The organism is Pseudomonas sp. SDO524_S393 (assembly GCF_054071875.1).
This window is the reverse complement of record NZ_JBSVVZ010000022.1, coordinates 19,550-36,475: the sequence shown is the minus strand read 5'-3', so window position 1 is coordinate 36,475 and position 16,926 is coordinate 19,550. Positions and strand designations below refer to the sequence as shown.

Genomic DNA, 16,926 nt, shown 5'->3' with positions numbered 1-16,926 from the left:
ACACCACGAAGAGCTGTGCATTCTTCTTACTGGAAGCTTTCAAGGGTGGTTTTCAGCGATTGGTGTTCCAGCCGGCCGATCTCATTGAACAGTGCGCTGGTCACGGTTTTTTGTTGGGTCAGTTCGAAGAAGGCCTGAGCGTCCCATTCATCCGTTGTGGTGTCGGAAAACTGCGAGTTGTAGGTTTTCTGAACTGATTTGTTGATGTTGAGGGCCTGCAGCGAGAGTGCCTTTGAAAGGTCCATGGTTGTTCCCCTGTGATGGTTGTTGAACGTGATGAGCGGCGTCAGCCGGTGGAGGCTCAGGTGTCGATCCAGAACTCGTTACCGTGCTTGAAAAATGCGTCGAGCATCGAATGCCAACTGATCCGGAAGTCGCCCTCGTCGGTTTTCAAGACCAGTGTTTGAGATGGAATCGTTTCGTCAGCCTGGAGCTTCCAGATGGTGGTCCGGTGATCAACCAGGCATTGTTTTATCTCCTCCAGATCATTCGGGTGGCAGAGCAGCGTGGCGCTGATCGCCTGGATCTGATTCGCCAGCAGTTGCCTCACCAGGGCCGTCAGGCGAGCGGGTGTTGCTGTTTCATCCAGCAGGTAACGAATCGCGTTTTGGGTGATCGAACTGGCGTACTGTTCGAGCTTGTCGCACATGGCTTGACGGTCGTGTGCCCAGCGTTGGAGTTGGGCATCTGCACGCTGCCAGATCTCCAGCGAGGCTTGCTCCTGTAGCGTCTTGCACTGCTGCTCGGCACGTCTGAGCAACTCGTCGGCCTGGCCCCTTGCGTGACCGATGAGCTGGTTGGCCTGTGCCCAGTTGGCCAGCTCCTCTCGAGGTATAAGGCTGCGCGGCAGGCGTGGTGCGCCTTTGGGCAGCTCAAGGGTGCGTCGACACAACATCGCTGCCGTCCTGTGTGGTGACGCGCCAGACCACGGCTTGCCAGAGTGTGCTCAGGCGACTGCTGGTGTGCTCGAGGGGCAGGTCTTGATGCTCGATGTGCTGTACCCGCTGACGAGGAAAACGCAATCGAAGGCGCTGCCAGATCGCCGGTTCGACCCAGTGCAGGAGCAGTTGCAGAGGATCGGCACCGGGCGGCAACATCGCGGAGGGCAGAGCCTTGGACAGGCGCAGGCACCACAGGTGATCACGCTCGCTGAAGGGCGTCGGTACCTGCGGGTTGAAGGTGTCGTGCACCAGAGCCAGTGTTCGGTCGAGCTGTTCGAGCGGGGCCAGCGCCAGCCGCAGCACTGTGGGGTTGGGGGGCGGAGGCAGGCAAGCCTCTATCCCGGTCAACTCGCTGGGTGCCGCGCGCCAGCGCTGAAACAATGTGCAAATCGCCGGGTACCTGTGCCCCTTCCAGTCCGGGTGTGCATCCTGCCAGGGGAACGCCCACCATTGTGTCCAGGCCAGGTGATCACCCATGGAAAGTTCTGGCCTGGGCGTCATGGTTGCCCCCCGGTGGATTGGCCTGCTGCTGTGTCTGCTATCGAGCGCCTGCGGCGACTGTGCAGGAACAGTGCGGTCGCCAGGGTGGCTGCCATACCGAACAGGCCAATGAACACGCTGTTGCGCCAGAAACCCAGGTCCTCGTCCGGCACCAGGAATGGGCCGAAAAACACCAGACGTTGCTGTTCCTGATAAGTGGTAGCAGGTACAAAAATCACGGTGAGTTTTTGCGGGTTGTCCACGGCGGTGGTCATGCCCGGTATGCTGCTCGCCACCATCCGGCGCACACGTGCGCGGATATTGTCGGGGTCCAGGCGCGGATCGTGTTTGATGAATACGGAAGCGGAGGCGGGTTGAACCGGTTCGCCCGGGGCGATGCGCTCCGGCAATACCACATGGACACGGGCTACGATGACCCCGTCTATATTGGATAGCGTGGCTTCAAGCTCTTGGGACAAGGCATAGATATAGCGCGCCCGTTCTTCCAGCGGCGTCGAAATCACGCCTTCCTTGCGAAACGTGTCGCCCAGGGTAGTTCGTGCGATTTTCGGTAGCCCGGCGGCCTCCAGCGTGCGTACCGCGCGGCCGATATCGTTGGCGTTCACCGCTACTGTGACACCGTCCTTGGCCGGGACTTTCTGGGCGCGAATATGTTTGTCGGCCAATTCCGCGATGACCTCATTGGCCTCTTGCTCGGAGAGTTGGCGATGCAGTTCGACTCGATCGCTGCAACCGCTCAGCGTCAGTATCACCACCAACATTAGGGACGCAGGCCAAATAGTCTTCATGTCCACTATTGCAGGTTGCTTATTTTTTCAACGCATTGAGTCGTTTTGGCGAGACTCTTCACCAGCAACTGAGATGTCAGTTGTTTGTTGGATAATTCGAGAGGGAACGTCCTCAGCTTTTCCAGATCCACGCCCCGACTCGCGGAGTTCAGCACCTTTGAAATGCGATTGTTTGAGGCGCTCAGGGCTTTCGTGGCGTCTACAAGCATCGCAGAGCTGGCGGCGCTGGCTGAAGATGAGCTGACGGTGTTGGGTTTTTCGAGTACGGAGTTGAAAAAGCTGACATCGGTGTTGTTCGACGAGTGATCTTGTTGGGTGTAGGCGGATTCGAGGGGGCTGTGTCGGCCAACAGCGTTAACATCTTTTATTTGCATGGCATGCCTACTCCATAGAAGTTTTCAACCGCTGTGTCAGCCGGACTGATTGATAGCAGCATCTCTTTTAGAGTGATCACCTCCCGGCCAGGCAGGCCGGAGAGGGGATCAATCAACCGCTGTTAGTTAAGGCGACCAGCGGCTTGAATGATGCCGCTAATATCCTTGGCCTTGTTTGCCAATTTGCCGTTTTTCAACGCGTTGGCCATGGCCTCATTGAAAATGTCATCGGCAGCACCGGAGCCGATAGCTGATTTATCCGATGCTGCACTTTGTGGCATCAGTTGGGAGTTCAAGTTGTTAGGGAAAATCGAGCCGAGCGAGTTGATCATGGAAAAACTCCAGTCATTATTTAGAAGAAGGTTCTGTGGCCGGAAAATTGGTAGTGAGACTTTCGTAGAATTTTACAACTTTAACCGGTCTCTAAATGTGTGGCCTGCGGTAGTCAGACGTTCCATGGGTTTCTGGATGTATATGTTTCTTGATGTTTATTTCTAGGGAGGGCTCAGTGCTATGCCCAGTTGTTTCATTCGGTAGTACAGCGTCCGCTTGGCAAGGCCTAGCTCAACGGCCACGGCGTCTACCTGGTGGTGGCGTTGCAATGCGTCTTCGATCAAGGCTTTTTCAATGTGTTGCAGGCGTGTCCTAAGACTCATCTGAAGAGGCGATTGGTCGCTCACAGAGGTTGAGAGCGGTGGCAGGCCCAGCACGAAGCGTTTGGCCGTTGAGCGTAATTCACGCACATTCCCGCGCCACGGGTGGCACAGCAGTTGTTGCAGCAGCTCGCCAGGAGGGAGGGGGGGCTCGCATTTGAATTGTTCGGCTTCCTGGCGAATCATCTCCATGAACAGCGGAATGATGCGCTCGCGCCGATCACGCAAGGCCGGCAACTGGATATTGACCACATTCAGGCGAAAATACAGGTCGCGCCGGAAAGTGCCGTGTTCGACCATCTGTAGCAATGAATGCTGGGCGGACGCAATCACGCGCATGTCTACCGGTATGAAGCGTGTCGAGCCCAGCCGCTCAACACCGCGCGACTCCAACACGCGCAGCAGTTTGGCTTGCAGGTTGAGGGGCATGCTGTCGATTTCGTCAAGATACAGGGTGCCCAAGTGGGCAGCCTCGACTACGCCGGCCCTGGATTGCATTGCTCCGGTAAAGGCGCCGCTGTTGACTCCGAACAACTGGCTTTCGGCGAGACTTTCCGGAATGGCGGCGCAGTTCACGGCAATGAAACTGCCTCGGCGTCCGGATAAACGATGAACGCGCTGTGCCAATGTGTCCTTGCCTGTACCGGTTTCACCCAATAACAGAATGTCGATGTTAAGAGCGGCCGTACTGTTAAGGGTATGTTCAATCTCCGGGCCTTCGAGCAACGAGATGTCCGCTTCATGTTCCGTGTGGGCGCAGGCCGGGATCACAGAGTGCTCCATTATTTAAATAACGTTACTGTTAAAAAGGGCAGTAGGAAGGCGGGGGTCAGTAGAGCGCAAATTATTAAAGTTGTCATGCGCTATGGGAACGCTTATGGGGAGGCATGTTGTAGGAGAATGCCGATGTGTTTGATTTTTTAGTTACGCTGTCGGCAAGTTATCAAGATGGATTGGATGTCAGTCAGTAAAATCCGATAGTGGGGTCTGATTATTTAATGTTTTTATATCAGACAGTCGCCCACAAAAAAGCCGATGCAGTGCATCGGCTTTTTTTGTTTGTCGCAACGATTGCGCGTGAAGGTTACACGTTGAAGCGGAAGTGCATCACGTCGCCATCTTTAACAATGTAGTCCTTGCCTTCCAGGCGCCATTTACCGGCTTCCTTGGTACCGGCTTCACCCTTGTACTGGATGAAGTCGTTGTACGCGATCACTTCGGCACGGATGAAGCCTTTTTCGAAGTCGGTGTGAATCACGCCGGCAGCCTGCGGCGCGGTAGCGCCGACCTTGACGGTCCAGGCGCGGACTTCTTCGACACCGGCGGTGAAGTAGGTCTGCAGGTTGAGCATCTCGTAACCGGCACGGATCACGCGGTTCAGGCCCGGCTCTTCCAGGCCCAGGGCCTCGAGGAACATGTCCTTTTCTTCACCGTCATCCAGCTCGGCGATTTCCGCTTCGATCTTGTTGCACACCGGCACGACACGAGCGCCTTCTTCTTCGGCAATGGCCTTGACCACGTCGAGCAGCGGGTTGTTTTCGAAGCCATCTTCAGCGACGTTGGCGATGTACATCACCGGCTTGGTGGTCAGCAGGTGGAAGCCCTTGATCACGGCTTTCTCGTCGGCGCCCATGTTCTTCATCAGGCTGCGTGCAGGTTTGCCTTCGGTGAAGTGTGCGATCAACTGTTCCAGCAGGCCTTTCTGGACCACGGCTTCCTTGTCACCGCCCTTGGCGTTGCGCGCGACTTTCTGCAGTTGTTTTTCGCAGCTGTCGAGGTCGGCGAAGATCAGTTCCAGGTCAATGATTTCGATGTCGCGTTTCGGGTCGACGCTGTTGGAGACGTGAATCACGTTCTCGTCTTCGAAGCAGCGGACCACGTGGGCGATGGCATCGGTTTCACGGATGTTGGCCAGGAACTTGTTGCCCAGGCCTTCACCTTTCGACGCGCCGGCCACCAGGCCTGCGATGTCGACGAACTCCATGGTGGTCGGCAGGATGCGTTTTGGATTGACGATGGCCGCCAAGGCGTCCAGGCGCGGATCCGGCATCGGCACGATGCCGCTGTTGGGTTCGATGGTGCAGAAGGGGAAGTTCTCCGCCGCAATACCGGACTTGGTCAAGGCGTTGAACAGGGTGGATTTGCCGACGTTGGGCAGGCCGACGATGCCGCAATTGAATCCCATGGTGTTTCCCCTCGGTAAGAGTCAGGCCTTCTGGCTGTGCAGGTTTTTCATCGCGCGGTTCCATTCACCGGCGAAGATATCCGGCAGCACGCCGAGGGCAAAGTCGATGCTGGCATCGAGTTTTTCCTGTTCGGCGCGTGGCGCACGACCCAGGACGAAATTTGAAACCATACTGGCAACGCCCGGGTGGCCGATGCCGAGCCGCAGGCGGTAGAAATTATTCTGATTGCCCAACTGCGCGATGATGTCGCGCAGGCCATTGTGCCCGCCATGCCCGCCGCCGAGCTTGAGCTTGGCAACACCGGGTGGCAGGTCCAGTTCGTCATGGGCCACCAGGATTTCTTCGGGTTTGATCCGGAAGAAACCTGCAAGTGCCGCCACAGCCTGGCCGCTGCGGTTCATGTAGGTGGTGGGAATCAGTAGACGAACATCCTGACCCAGGTGCGAAAAGCGCCCGGTCAGGCCGAAATATTTGCGATCGGCCACAAGATTGACGCCTTGGGCGTGGGCGATGCGCTCAACAAAAAGGGCCCCCGCGTTATGCCGGGTCTGTTCGTATTCGGTGCCTGGATTTCCCAGGCCAACGATCAGTTTGATGGCAGTCACGACAGGGGCCCTTCCTTTGGAGTTGTGGATAACATCGCCGCAAACGGTGTGCGGCGAAAGTGGACAAAAAACTTCATTTACTCAAGAGTAAACGCCGCGTTATCGCCCGCTTTCTCGCTACGTTCCGGTCCGCGATGTTTCCTCAAGCTCCAGCATTACAGAGTGAATTACTCTGCAGCGCCTTCTTCAGCTTCTGGAGCAACGCGTGGAGCGTGTACGTTGGCAACCGCTTTGTCATCACCGTGAGCCAGGGCCACGAATTCAACGCCTTTTGGCGCTTTCAGGTCCGACAGGTGGATGATGGCGCCGACTTCAGCGTTGCCCAGGTCAACTTCGATGAACTCAGGCAGGTCCTTGGCTTCGCAGGACACTTCGATCTCGTTCACAACGTGGGAGATCTCGCCGCCTTTCTTGATCGGAGCTTCTTCGTTGATGAAGTGAACCGGTACTTTGGCAGTCAGTTTCTGGCCAGCAACAACGCGTACGAAGTCAGCGTGCAGGATGAACTGCTTGGCTGGGTGACGCTGCATGGCTTTAACGATCACGTTTTGCTTTTTGCCATCGACGTTCAGTTCGATAACGTGGCTGAAAGCCGCTTCGTTTTCGAACAGTTTGGCGATTTCCTTGGCCAGGATGGTTACGGATTCAGCAGGCTTGTCGCCACCGTAAACAACAGCAGGAACATTGGCGGCGTGACGCAGGCGGCGGCTCGCACCTTTCCCCAGGTCAGTACGCGCTTGGGCGTTCAGGATAAAATCAGTCATTTTACTTCTCCAAAATAGCCATCATCGAGCGGCGTTTGCGACCAGCGCCAAACTCGACATGGGCAAAAAAGCCCCGCCCCAACGGTATGTCGGGGCGGGGCGCTTTTCGTCAGTGAGGTGTTCCGAAGGGCTGGCCCTTAACGGAACATCGCGCTGATCGATTCTTCATTGCTGATGCGGCGAACCGCTTCGGCAACCACCGGCGCGATATCCAGTTGACGGATACGCGAGCAGGCTTGAGCGGCGGCGGACAACGGGATGGTGTTGGTCACCACCAGTTCGTCCAGCACGGAATTCTCGATGTTCTCGATCGCTCGGCCCGACAGCACAGGATGTGTGCAGTAGGCGAAGACTTTTGCAGCACCGTGCTCTTTCAAGGCTTTGGCCGCGTGGCACAGGGTGCCGGCGGTATCGACCATGTCATCGACCAGAATACAGGTACGCCCTTCGACATCACCGATGATATGCATCACTTCAGAGTGATTGGCTTTCTCGCGGCGTTTGTCGATGATCCCGAGATCCACGCCCAGGGATTTGGCAACAGCCCGTGCACGCACGACGCCACCAATGTCCGGGGACACGATCATCAGGTTTTCAAAGCGCTGGTCTTCGATGTCATCCACCAGTACGGGGGAGCCGTAGATGTTATCTACCGGAATATCGAAGAACCCCTGGATTTGGTCGGCGTGCAGGTCAACCGTGAGAACACGGTCGATGCCTACCACGGTCAGCATGTCAGCCACGACTTTCGCGCTGATAGCCACACGTGCGGAACGCGGACGGCGATCCTGACGGGCATAACCAAAGTAAGGGATTACAGCTGTGATTCGAGTCGCTGAGGAGCGGCGGAAGGCATCAGCCATCACGACGAGTTCCATCAGGTTATCGTTGGTCGGAGCGCAGGTCGGCTGAATAATGAAAACGTCTTTACCGCGGACGTTTTCATTGATCTCTGCAGTAATTTCGCCGTCGGAGAATTTACCGACAGAAATGTCACCGAGAGGGATATGCAGCTGACGTACGACACGCCGAGCCAGATCGGGGTTAGCGTTCCCCGTAAAGACCATCATCTTGGACACGCGCAGTACCTAGAGGCTGAGGGTAACCTGGATGAGTATAGGAAAATGGCAGGGGCGGCTGGATTCGAACCAACGCATGGCAGGATCAAAACCTGCTGCCTTACCGCTTGGCGACGCCCCTGTATCTGTTGCAACGAGTACCCAGTACTCGGTTCCTTTTAGAGCAGACTTTGCAGCTTGCGATGCAACATCGAAACGTTGCTTCCCTTTGCTACAAACCCTGTAAGGGTCTCTGTAAGAAGGGCCGAGACTTTATCAGCTTCAGCTTTGCTTGGGAAGCCCCCAAACACACAACTTCCAGTTCCGGTTAATTTTGCTTCGGTAAATTTACCTAACAAATTCAAAGCGTTACGTACCTCTGGATAACGCCTTGCTACAACCGGTAAGCAGTCATTTCGACTGTTTCCCTTGGGAACGGGGCGCACTTTAATGGGCTCCGAGTTACGTGTCAACAGTGGATCTGAAAAAATTTCTGCTGTACTTACAGAGACTTGCGGAACAAGCACGACATACCAAGGCTCTTCGGGGTATTCGGGGCTGAGTTTCTCCCCGACGCCCTCGGCAAAAGCCGCGTGGCCCCGCACGAAAACCGGGACGTCGGCGCCCAGTGTCAGGCCCAGTGCGGCGAGGCGATCTTCGTCCCAGCCCAGTTGCCACAGGTGATTCAAACCCAGCAATGTGGTCGCGGCATTCGAACTGCCGCCCCCTATACCGCCGCCCATGGGCAGGATCTTGTCGATCCGGATGTCGATGCCCAGTGTGCAGCCGGATTGTTCCTGAAGTTTTTTCGCGGCCCGCACGATCAGGTTGCTGTCGTGGGGTACGCCGTCGAATTCGGTGTGCAACCGGATCACGCCATCGTCGCGCAGGGCGAAGGTCAGCTCGTCGCCGTAGTCGAGGAACTGAAACAGCGTCTGCAATTCGTGGTAGCCGTCTTCACGGCGCCCGAGAATGTGCAGCATCAGATTGAGTTTGGCCGGGGAGGGCAGGGTCAGGGTCTGTGCGCTCACGTTATTGCCCCAGCTTGCGCGGTTGCCAGTCCTTGATCACCAGCGTGACGTCAAGGTCGGTGCCATGCAGCTTGATGCGTTCCGGCAACCAGTAACCGTTCTGTTGGACGTAGCTCGAGTACTCGACCTGCCAACCGTCCTGCTCCAGCGTAGCCAGGCGGCTGTCGCCATTGAGGCTCAGGCGGCTTTTGCTGTCGGGCGCGGGCAGGCCGCGCACCCACCAGACCAGGTGCGATACCGGCAGTTTCCAGCCGATCTGCTCTTCCAGCAGTGCTTCGGGTGAGGTCGCTTCGTAGCGGCCCTGGTTGGCCACCTCGAGGCTCACTTGCCCCGGCCGGCCGGTCAGGCGAGCCGCGCCACGCCCCAACGGGCCGGACAGGCGAATATCGTAGTAATCCTGGCGTTGCAGCCAGAACAGGGTGCCGCTGCCCGAGTCTTTCGGGGCGCGCACGCCGACTTTGCCTTCGATCTGCCAGCCGTCGATGCTGGCGAGCTGGTCCTTGTGCTGCTGCCATTGCGCCGGGTTGCCCTGGCCCTCGACGGCTTCACGACTGCCGATGCCCGCGCAACCGGCGAGCAGGGCGATGAGACTGAACACTACAACGTGGCGCAAGAACATAAGCTTAGAGGGTCTCGGATCCGGTCAGGCGCTTGATGGTGCTGCGCAGGATAGGGCTTTCGGGTTGTTCCTTGAGGAATTTTTCCCAGATTTGTCGTGCTTCCCGTTGTTTGCCATTGGCCCACAGTACTTCTCCCAGGTGAGCAGCGACTTCCTGGTCGGGAAAGCGTTCCAGTGCCTGGCGCAGCAGGCGTTCGGCCTCGTCCAGGTTGCCCAGGCGGTAATTCACCCAGCCCAGGCTGTCGAGCACGGCCGGGTCTTCCGGGTTGAGCTTGTGGGCTTGCTCGATCAGTACCTTGGCTTCGGCGTAGCGCGTGGTGCGATCGGACAGGGTGTAGCCCAGGGCGTTGAGGGCCATCGCGTTGTCCGGGTCGCGCTTGATGATCAGGCGCAGATCCTTTTCCATCTGCGCCAGGTCATTACGTTTTTCCGCCTGCATCGCGCGGGTGTACAGCAGGTTCAAATCATCGGGGAATTGCAGCAACGCCTGTTGCAGCAGTTTCCAGGCGCGTTCGCCCTGATTGTTGGCCGACAGGGTTTCGGCCTGGATCAAGTACAGCTGGATCGCGTAGTCCGGTTCGGCATCACGCGCCGCGGCCAGGCGTTTTTCCGCCTCGTCGGTGCGACCGTTGCTCATCAGGATGTCAGCCTGGCGCAATTGGGCCGGCAGGTAGTCATTGCCAGGGCCGACTTGTGCGTATTCCAGCAGAGCGGCTTGCGGGTCGTTGCGCTCCTCGGCGATGCGGCCAAGGTTCAAGTGCGCCGAATCCACATGGCTTTCCCGGGCGATCAAGTCTTCCAGGTAGCCCTTGGCCTCGTCCCAGGCCTTGGCTTCCAGGCAGACCAGTGCCAGGGAATAGCGCAGTTCGTCGTCGTCCGGGTATTGCTGGACCAGGTTGGCGAACTGCACTTTGGCGTCCTCCATGCGGTCCTGCTCCACCAGCATGCGCGCGTAGGTCAGGCGCAGGCGCTTGTCGTCCGGGTACTTCTTGATGCTTTTTTCCAGCAGCGGAATCGCTTCCTTGCCACGGTTGAGGTTTTGCAGCAGGCGCGCGCGCAGCAGGATCGGTGCGATCTCACCCTCTTCCGGCGGGTTCTGCTCCAATAGCTTCAAGGCGGCTTCGGCTTCGTCATCCTGTTGCAGCAACAAGGCCTTGCCGAAAATCAGCTGGCTGTTCCTGGGGTGTTTTTGCAGCAGGCGGTCGAAACTCTTCATCAGGCCATTGCGCGTGTCCTGGTCGGTGTCGGCTGCCGACAGCGCGAGGAAGTCGAAATGCGTGTCGCCCTTGCCCTGCAGGACTTTCTCCATATAGACCATGGAGTCGTCATACCGCCCGGCCCGCGCCAGTTGAACGGCTGCCGCGCGCTGCGCTTCGAGGTCGTCCGGGGCGTTTTTGGCCCAGATCAGCGATGTGTCCAGCGCGGCCTGGTCGGCACCCAGGTACTCGGCGATGCGAAATGCACGCTCGGAAATACCCGGATCCTGAGTGTTGATGGCCTGCGTCACGTAGTTATCCAGCGCAATGTCGAAGCGATTGCGCTGGCCGGCCAGTTCCGCGGTCAGCAGGCTGTACACCGTTTCTTCACTGAACGATGAATAAACCTTGGGCTTTTCAGGGGCGGGAGTGCTGTCCTCGACCGGCGGGGTACCGTCCGGCGACACGGGGGCCAAGGCCTGGCAGCCGCTGAGGAAGACAAAAGCAAGGAGCAACGCGGAAGATCTATTCATAAGGGAAGAGGACGACTAACCTGCGGTCGGATCATCATGACACAAGCCTTCGGCCAAACATAACCGAGTCTCAATGGATGCCTTTATAGGCACAAGGCATTAGGACAATAGACAACGGTGGTTGTTCTGGATCTTTCGAAGTAGGACAATTGTCGGCTTCCCGACATCATCAGCGATATTGAATGGCCTTTCTCGCACTCGGTATTAACCACAAGACTGCCTCCGTAGACGTGCGCGAGCGCGTGGCGTTCACGCCAGAGCAGTTGGTTGAGGCCTTGCAGCAGCTCTGCCGGCTGACCGACAGCCGCGAAGCCGCGATCCTTTCGACCTGCAATCGCAGTGAACTCTATATAGAGCAGGAGCATCTTTCGGCGGATGTGGTGCTGCGCTGGCTGGCCGATTATCACCATTTGAGCCTCGATGACCTGCGCGCGAGCGCTTATGTGCACGAAGAGGATGCGGCAGTTCGTCACATGATGCGTGTGGCGGCCGGGCTGGATTCGCTGGTGCTGGGTGAGCCGCAGATCCTCGGCCAGATGAAGTCCGCCTACGCCGTGGCCCGCGAGGCCGGCACCGTCGGCCCGCTGTTGGGGCGCCTGTTCCAGGCCACGTTCAATTCGGCCAAGCAGGTGCGCACCGACACGGCCATCGGCGAGAACCCGGTGTCGGTGGCCTTTGCCGCCGTCAGCCTGGCCAAACAGATTTTCAGCGACTTGCAGCGCAGCCAGGCCCTGCTGATCGGCGCCGGTGAGACCATCACCCTGGTCGCCCGTCACCTGCACGACCTGGGCGTGAAGCGTATCGTGGTGGCCAACCGCACGCTGGAGCGCGCAAGCATCCTTGCCGAAGAGTTCGGTGCCCATGCGGTGTTGCTGGCCGACATCCCGGCTGAACTGGTGCGCAGCGATATCGTGATCAGCTCCACCGCCAGCCAGTTGCCGATCCTGGGCAAGGGCGCGGTGGAAAGCGCCTTGAAGCTGCGCAAGCACAAGCCGATTTTCATGGTGGATATCGCCGTTCCCCGGGATATCGAGCCAGAAGTCGGCGAGTTGGACGACGTTTATCTCTACAGCGTCGATGATTTGCACGAGGTGGTCGCCGAAAACCTCAAGAGCCGTCAGGGCGCTGCCCAGGCCGCCGAGGAAATGGTCAGCACCGGCGCCGAAGACTTCATGGTGCGCCTGCGTGAACTGGCCGCGGTCGACGTGCTCAAGGCCTACCGTCAGCAAGGTGAACGCCTGCGCGACGAAGAACTGCTCAAGGCCCAGCGCCTGCTCGCCAATGGCAGCAGTGCCGAGGAGGTGCTGATGCAATTGGCCCGTGGCCTGACCAACAAATTGCTCCACGCGCCCAGCGTGCAGTTGAAAAAGCTTACCGCCGAAGGCCGCCTCGATGCGCTGGCCATGGCCCAGGAACTCTTTGCCCTCGGTGAGGGCGCGTCAGACAGCTCTTCGGATAAAAAACCGCAATGAAAGCGTCACTGCTCAATAAACTGGACGTGCTCCAGGACCGTTTCGAAGAACTGACCGCCTTGCTCGGCGATGGCGAGGTCATCTCCGATCAGACCAAGTTCCGCGCCTACTCCAAGGAATACGCCGAAGTTGAGCCTGTCGTGGCCGCGTATAAAAACCTGCTGAAAGTGCAGGCGGATCTTGAGGGGGCCCAGGCGTTGCTCAAGGACAGCGACCCTGACATGCGGGAAATGGCCGTGGAAGAGGCCCGCGAAGCCAAGGAAAAACTCGCCGGGCTCGAAGGCGACCTGCAACGCATGCTGCTGCCCAAGGACCCCAACGACGGGCGCAACGTGTTCCTCGAAATTCGCGCCGGTACCGGCGGCGATGAAGCGGCGATTTTCTCCGGCGACCTGTTCCGCATGTACTCGCGTTATGCCGAGCGTCGTGGCTGGCGGGTGGAGATCCTGTCCGAAAGCGAGGGCGAACACGGCGGCTTTAAAGAAGTCATCGCCCGGGTGGAAGGCGACAACGTGTACGGCAAGCTCAAGTTCGAGTCCGGCGCGCACCGCGTGCAACGGGTGCCGGCGACGGAATCCCAGGGCCGTATCCATACTTCCGCCTGCACCGTGGCGGTATTGCCCGAGCCGGACGAACAGGAAGCCATCGAAATCAACCCGGCGGACCTGCGCATCGATACCTACCGCTCGTCGGGTGCCGGTGGTCAGCACGTCAACAAGACCGACTCCGCGATCCGCATCACCCACTTGCCATCGGGCATCGTGGTGGAGTGCCAGGAAGAGCGCTCCCAGCACAAGAACCGGGCCCGGGCCATGTCCTGGCTGTCGGCCAAGCTCAACGACCAGCAGACCAGCGCCGCCGCCAATGCGATTGCCAGCGAGCGTAAATTGCTGGTGGGCTCGGGCGATCGCTCCGAGCGCATTCGCACCTATAACTATGCTCAGGGGCGGGTCACCGATCATCGGGTCAACCTCACCCTTTATTCCCTGGACGAGATTCTTGCCGGTGGCGTCGAGGCGGTGATCGAGCCGTTACTCGCCGAATACCAGGCTGACCAACTGGCAGCGATCGGTGAATAAACAGGTGAATAAATGACCATCATCGCCAGCCTGCTGCGCGCCGCCGACCTGCCCGACTCGCCCACTGCGCGTCTGGATGCGGAGTTGTTGCTGGCCGCCGCCCTGGGCAAGTCACGCAGCTATCTGCACACCTGGCCGGAAAAAATCGTCAGCACCGAGCACGCCTTGACCTTTGCCGACTACCTGCAACGCCGCCGTGGCGGCGAGCCCGTGGCTTATATTCTCGGCCAGCAGGGCTTCTGGAAACTGGACCTGGAGGTCGCACCGCACACCCTGATCCCGCGTCCGGACACCGAACTGCTGGTGGAAGCCGCGCTGGAGTTGTTGCCGGCCACGCCCACCCGGGTGCTCGACCTGGGCACCGGCAGTGGTGCGATTGCCCTGGCCCTGGCCAGCGAGCGTCCGGCCTGGCAGGTGACGGCGGTCGACCGTGTTCTGGACGCCGTGGCCCTGGCCGAACGCAACCGCCAGCGCTTGCACCTCAATAATGCGACGGTGCTGAACAGCCACTGGTTCAGCGCTCTGCAAGGCCGCGTCTACGACCTGATCATCAGCAACCCGCCTTACATTGCCGACAACGACCCGCACCTGGTGGCGGGCGATGTGCGTTTCGAACCGGCCAGTGCGCTGGTAGCCGGCCACGATGGGCTGGACGACCTGCGCCTGATCGTCCAGCAGGCCCCGGCCCACCTGGCGGCGGGCGGCTGGCTGTTGCTGGAACACGGTTACGACCAGGCCCCGGCAGTACGGGACCTGATGCTGAGCCGGGGTTTTGAAGAGGTCCACAGCCGTATAGACCTCGGCGGTCACGAACGCATCACCTTGGGACGCCACCCGTGCTGACCGATCAGGAGCTGTTGCGCTATAGCCGGCAGATTCTGTTGCAGCATGTCGACATCGACGGCCAATTGCGCCTCAAAAACGCTCGAGCGCTGATCATCGGCCTGGGTGGCCTGGGCGCGCCGGTGGCGTTGTACCTGGCCGCTGCCGGTGTGGGCGAGTTGCACCTGGCGGACTTTGACACCGTCGACCTGACCAACCTGCAACGCCAGATCATCCATGACACCGACAGCGTCGGGCAGACCAAGGTCGACTCGGCCCTGCGTCGACTCGGCGCCATCAACCCCGAGATCAGCCTGGTTGCCCATCGCCGCGCCCTGGATGCCGATTCCCTCGCGGCAGCCGTGGCGGCGGTGGACGTGGTGCTTGATTGCAGCGACAACTTCTCCACCCGCGAAGCCGTCAACGCTGCGTGCGTTGCCGCCGGCAAGCCGTTGGTCAGCGGCGCGGCGATTCGCCTGGAAGGGCAGTTGTCGGTGTTCGACCCGCGTCGTGCCGAGAGCCCGTGCTACCACTGTTTATACGGGCACGGCAGCGACACCGAACTGACTTGCAGCGAAGCCGGTGTGGTCGGCCCGTTGGTGGGCGTGGTCGGCAGCCTGCAAGCCCTGGAGGCCCTGAAGTTGCTGGCCGGTTTTGGCGAGCCGCTGGTGGGCCGCCTGCTGTTGATCGATGCGCTGAACACGCGCTTTCGCGAGTTGCGCGTCAAGCGTGACCCGGCTTGCAGTGTCTGCGGGAGCCAACATGCTTAAGGACGCGCCCATCGGTGTGTTCGATTCCGGCATCGGTGGCTTGTCGGTGCTGGATGAAATCCAGCAATTGCTGCCCCATGAATCATTGCTGTACGTGGCCGATTGCGGGCACATCCCCTATGGAGAGAAAACCCCGGCGTTCATTCTCGAACGCTCGCGACGGGTCGCCGAGTTTTTCCGTGGGCAGGGCGCCAAGGCGTTCGTGATCGCCTGCAACACGGCGACGGTCGCTGCCGTCGCCGACCTGCGTCAGGATTATCCTGATTGGCCCTTGGTGGGCATGGAGCCTGCGGTCAAACCCGCAGCCGCGGCGACTCGCAGTGGTGTGGTCGGCGTGTTGGCCACCACCGGCACCTTGCAAAGCGCCAAGTTCGCTGCGCTGCTCGACCGCTTTGCCACCGACGTGAAGGTCGTCACCCAGCCCTGCCCGGGCCTGGTGGAACTGATTGAAACTGGCGATCTGAACAGCCCCGCCCTGCGTCAGCTGTTGCAGGGCTATATCGAGCCGCTGCTTGGCGCCGGCTGCGACACCATCATCCTCGGCTGCACCCACTACCCTTTCCTAAAGCCACTGCTGGCGCAAATGCTGCCCCCCAACATCATCCTGATCGACACCGGCGCGGCGGTGGCCCGTCAGCTCAAGCGCCTGCTGGGCGAGCGTGACCTGCTGGCCAGCGGCCCCTCCGGATCTGCACAGTTCTGGACCAGCGGTGATGCGGATCATCTAAGAAATATCCTGCCGACTCTATGGAAATATCCCGGCGTTGTGCGAAGCTTTCGAGCGTGAAAAATTCGTGAAATACCGGGGTTGTAAGCTGGAACTTCTGTCTGCACGCCAGCTTCTATAGCGAGATAGTCAGCACAAAACCATAAAACGTCGTTCTCAAAGGATTGTTTCTTATGAAGCGCTTGTTCTGTTTGGCCGCGATTGCGGCCGTAGTAGTGGGACACTCGGTTTCGGCGCAGGCCGCCGGCCTGGAGTTGGGGGTGGGGAGTACCAGTGATTCGACCATGACTTATCGGCTGGGGCTGACATCGGACTGGGATAAAAGCTGGTGGCAAAGCGATACGGGTCGTTTGACCGGCTACTGGAGCGGCGCCTACACCTATTGGGACGGTGACAAGCGCGCCAGCGTCAGCAGCCTGTCGTTCTCGCCGGTGTTTGTGTATGAGTTCGCCGGGCAATCGGTCAAACCCTACATCGAGGCGGGGATCGGTGTGGCAGTGTTCTCGCGCACGCGGGTCGAAGACAACAACATCGGCCAGGCTTTCCAGTTCGAAGACCGCCTGGGTTTCGGCCTGCGCTTTGCCGGCGGGCATGAAGTGGGCATTCGCGCCACGCACTATTCCAACGCGGGCATCAGCAGCAACAACGATGGGGTAGAGAGCTACTCGCTGCACTACACCTTGCCGCTGTAAATACGCCAATCCCTGCAGGAGCCGGCTTGAACTGGCGAGGCCGAGGTGAGGCTATCGCAGGCAAGCCAGCTCCCACAGGGGGGCGGTGTCAGGGAGAGTTCTGCCAGCAGGGCCA

The 16,926-nt window shown here is 59.3% G+C and carries 20 protein-coding genes and 1 tRNA gene; 6 read left to right on the top strand and 15 right to left on the bottom strand.

The features are described from left to right. Window positions 1-26: 26 nt before the first annotated feature. The 15 genes from ACW9IB_RS12205 to ACW9IB_RS12135 all read right to left on the bottom strand — a co-directional run bounded on the left by ACW9IB_RS12205 (window position 27) and on the right by ACW9IB_RS12135 (window position 11,249). Window positions 27-245: a hypothetical protein gene (locus ACW9IB_RS12205; RefSeq protein WP_457413818.1), complete on the bottom strand. Its 219-nt coding sequence runs from the start codon at window positions 243-245 to the stop codon at window positions 27-29. A 56-nt stretch (window positions 246-301) separates the two neighbouring features. Next, window positions 302-895 (bottom strand): type III secretion system stator protein SctL, encoded by a 594-nt coding sequence (gene sctL, locus ACW9IB_RS12200; RefSeq protein WP_457413816.1) that lies wholly within the window; start codon window positions 893-895, stop codon window positions 302-304. Beyond that, entirely contained in the window at window positions 873-1,418 is a 546-nt protein-coding gene (locus tag ACW9IB_RS12195) for a type III secretion protein (RefSeq protein WP_457413814.1), read from the bottom strand. The genes sctL and ACW9IB_RS12195 overlap by 23 nt, the downstream gene beginning before the upstream one ends. A 20-nt stretch (window positions 1,419-1,438) precedes the next feature. Further along, the gene (gene sctJ / locus ACW9IB_RS12190; RefSeq protein WP_457413812.1) at window positions 1,439-2,203 is read right to left on the bottom strand and encodes a type III secretion system inner membrane ring lipoprotein SctJ; all 765 of its coding nucleotides are present in this window, start codon (window positions 2,201-2,203) and stop codon (window positions 1,439-1,441) included. A 32-nt stretch (window positions 2,204-2,235) separates the two neighbouring features. Next, window positions 2,236-2,604, bottom strand: a complete 369-nt coding sequence (locus tag ACW9IB_RS12185) for an EscI/YscI/HrpB family type III secretion system inner rod protein (protein ID WP_457366651.1) — start codon at window positions 2,602-2,604, stop codon at window positions 2,236-2,238. 122 nt (window positions 2,605-2,726) lie between these two features. Further along, a complete protein-coding gene (locus ACW9IB_RS12180) occupies window positions 2,727-2,936 on the bottom strand; it encodes a hypothetical protein (RefSeq protein WP_457413810.1) in 210 nt (69 codons plus the stop codon). Between the two features lie 162 nt (window positions 2,937-3,098). Beyond that, on the bottom strand, window positions 3,099-4,025 hold the full coding sequence (locus ACW9IB_RS12175; RefSeq protein ID WP_457413866.1) for a sigma 54-interacting transcriptional regulator: 927 nt from the start codon (window positions 4,023-4,025) through the stop codon (window positions 3,099-3,101). Window positions 4,026-4,341: 316 nt separating this feature from the next. Beyond that, window positions 4,342-5,442, bottom strand: coding sequence for a redox-regulated ATPase YchF (gene ychF, locus ACW9IB_RS12170; RefSeq protein ID WP_457366654.1), 1,101 nt, complete (start codon window positions 5,440-5,442; stop codon window positions 4,342-4,344). Window positions 5,443-5,463: 21 nt separating this feature from the next. After that, on the bottom strand, window positions 5,464-6,048 hold the full coding sequence (pth, locus tag ACW9IB_RS12165; RefSeq protein WP_457413808.1) for an aminoacyl-tRNA hydrolase: 585 nt from the start codon (window positions 6,046-6,048) through the stop codon (window positions 5,464-5,466). Window positions 6,049-6,215: 167 nt separating this feature from the next. After that, window positions 6,216-6,812, bottom strand: coding sequence for a 50S ribosomal protein L25/general stress protein Ctc (locus tag ACW9IB_RS12160; RefSeq protein ID WP_457366656.1), 597 nt, complete (start codon window positions 6,810-6,812; stop codon window positions 6,216-6,218). Between the two features lie 137 nt (window positions 6,813-6,949). Then, window positions 6,950-7,891 carry a ribose-phosphate pyrophosphokinase gene (locus ACW9IB_RS12155; protein WP_016971225.1) on the bottom strand — a complete coding sequence of 314 codons (942 nt, stop codon included), beginning with the start codon at window positions 7,889-7,891 and terminating at the stop codon, window positions 6,950-6,952. A 46-nt stretch (window positions 7,892-7,937) separates the two neighbouring features. Further along, window positions 7,938-8,012, bottom strand: a tRNA-Gln gene (locus tag ACW9IB_RS12150). A 37-nt stretch (window positions 8,013-8,049) separates the two neighbouring features. Then, window positions 8,050-8,853 carry a 4-(cytidine 5'-diphospho)-2-C-methyl-D-erythritol kinase gene (gene ispE, locus ACW9IB_RS12145; protein ID WP_457366686.1) on the bottom strand — a complete coding sequence of 268 codons (804 nt, stop codon included), beginning with the start codon at window positions 8,851-8,853 and terminating at the stop codon, window positions 8,050-8,052. A 49-nt stretch (window positions 8,854-8,902) separates the two neighbouring features. Further along, entirely contained in the window at window positions 8,903-9,520 is a 618-nt protein-coding gene (gene lolB, locus ACW9IB_RS12140) for a lipoprotein insertase outer membrane protein LolB (protein WP_457366657.1), read from the bottom strand. Between the two features lie 4 nt (window positions 9,521-9,524). Further along, window positions 9,525-11,249, bottom strand: a complete 1,725-nt coding sequence (locus tag ACW9IB_RS12135) for a tetratricopeptide repeat protein (RefSeq protein WP_457413806.1) — start codon at window positions 11,247-11,249, stop codon at window positions 9,525-9,527. A gap of 182 nt (window positions 11,250-11,431) precedes the next feature. Between ACW9IB_RS12135 and hemA the strand changes: the two genes are divergently transcribed. The 6 genes from hemA to ACW9IB_RS12105 all read left to right on the top strand — a co-directional run bounded on the left by hemA (window position 11,432) and on the right by ACW9IB_RS12105 (window position 16,811). Beyond that, complete coding sequence (gene hemA, locus ACW9IB_RS12130) at window positions 11,432-12,721, top strand: glutamyl-tRNA reductase (protein ID WP_457366659.1); 1,290 nt, start codon at window positions 11,432-11,434, stop codon at window positions 12,719-12,721. Beyond that, window positions 12,718-13,800, top strand: coding sequence for a peptide chain release factor 1 (gene prfA, locus ACW9IB_RS12125; protein ID WP_457413804.1), 1,083 nt, complete (start codon window positions 12,718-12,720; stop codon window positions 13,798-13,800). Before hemA ends, prfA begins: the two co-directional genes overlap by 4 nt. Before the next feature lie 12 nt (window positions 13,801-13,812). Then, a complete protein-coding gene (prmC, locus tag ACW9IB_RS12120) occupies window positions 13,813-14,643 on the top strand; it encodes a peptide chain release factor N(5)-glutamine methyltransferase (protein WP_457413802.1) in 831 nt (276 codons plus the stop codon). Beyond that, on the top strand, window positions 14,637-15,392 hold the full coding sequence (gene moeB / locus ACW9IB_RS12115) for a molybdopterin-synthase adenylyltransferase MoeB (protein ID WP_457413800.1): 756 nt from the start codon (window positions 14,637-14,639) through the stop codon (window positions 15,390-15,392). Before prmC ends, moeB begins: the two co-directional genes overlap by 7 nt. Next, entirely contained in the window at window positions 15,385-16,179 is a 795-nt protein-coding gene (murI, locus tag ACW9IB_RS12110; protein WP_457366663.1) for a glutamate racemase, read from the top strand. The genes moeB and murI overlap by 8 nt, the downstream gene beginning before the upstream one ends. 113 nt (window positions 16,180-16,292) lie before the next feature. Further along, a complete protein-coding gene (locus ACW9IB_RS12105) occupies window positions 16,293-16,811 on the top strand; it encodes an acyloxyacyl hydrolase (RefSeq protein ID WP_457366664.1) in 519 nt (172 codons plus the stop codon). Window positions 16,812-16,926 lie beyond the last annotated feature (115 nt).

Coding starts and splice junctions, on each gene's coding strand:
- ACW9IB_RS12135 (WP_457413806.1), bottom strand. CDS start 11,249: ATGAATAGATCTTCCGCGTTGCTCCTTGCTTTTGTCTTCCTCAGCGGC.
- ispE (WP_457366686.1), bottom strand. CDS start 8,853: ATGCTGCACATTCTCGGGCGCCGTGAAGACGGCTACCACGAATTGCAG.
- prmC (WP_457413802.1), top strand. CDS start 13,813: ATGACCATCATCGCCAGCCTGCTGCGCGCCGCCGACCTGCCCGACTCG.
- ACW9IB_RS12205 (WP_457413818.1), bottom strand. CDS start 245: ATGGACCTTTCAAAGGCACTCTCGCTGCAGGCCCTCAACATCAACAAA.
- ACW9IB_RS12195 (WP_457413814.1), bottom strand. CDS start 1,418: ATGGGTGATCACCTGGCCTGGACACAATGGTGGGCGTTCCCCTGGCAG.
- hemA (WP_457366659.1), top strand. CDS start 11,432: ATGGCCTTTCTCGCACTCGGTATTAACCACAAGACTGCCTCCGTAGAC.
- ACW9IB_RS12185 (WP_457366651.1), bottom strand. CDS start 2,604: ATGCAAATAAAAGATGTTAACGCTGTTGGCCGACACAGCCCCCTCGAA.
- sctJ (WP_457413812.1), bottom strand. CDS start 2,203: ATGTTGGTGGTGATACTGACGCTGAGCGGTTGCAGCGATCGAGTCGAA.
- lolB (WP_457366657.1), bottom strand. CDS start 9,520: ATGTTCTTGCGCCACGTTGTAGTGTTCAGTCTCATCGCCCTGCTCGCC.
- sctL (WP_457413816.1), bottom strand. CDS start 895: ATGTTGTGTCGACGCACCCTTGAGCTGCCCAAAGGCGCACCACGCCTG.
- murI (WP_457366663.1), top strand. CDS start 15,385: ATGCTTAAGGACGCGCCCATCGGTGTGTTCGATTCCGGCATCGGTGGC.
- prfA (WP_457413804.1), top strand. CDS start 12,718: ATGAAAGCGTCACTGCTCAATAAACTGGACGTGCTCCAGGACCGTTTC.
- ACW9IB_RS12105 (WP_457366664.1), top strand. CDS start 16,293: ATGAAGCGCTTGTTCTGTTTGGCCGCGATTGCGGCCGTAGTAGTGGGA.
- ACW9IB_RS12160 (WP_457366656.1), bottom strand. CDS start 6,812: ATGACTGATTTTATCCTGAACGCCCAAGCGCGTACTGACCTGGGGAAA.
- ychF (WP_457366654.1), bottom strand. CDS start 5,442: ATGGGATTCAATTGCGGCATCGTCGGCCTGCCCAACGTCGGCAAATCC.
- ACW9IB_RS12180 (WP_457413810.1), bottom strand. CDS start 2,936: ATGATCAACTCGCTCGGCTCGATTTTCCCTAACAACTTGAACTCCCAA.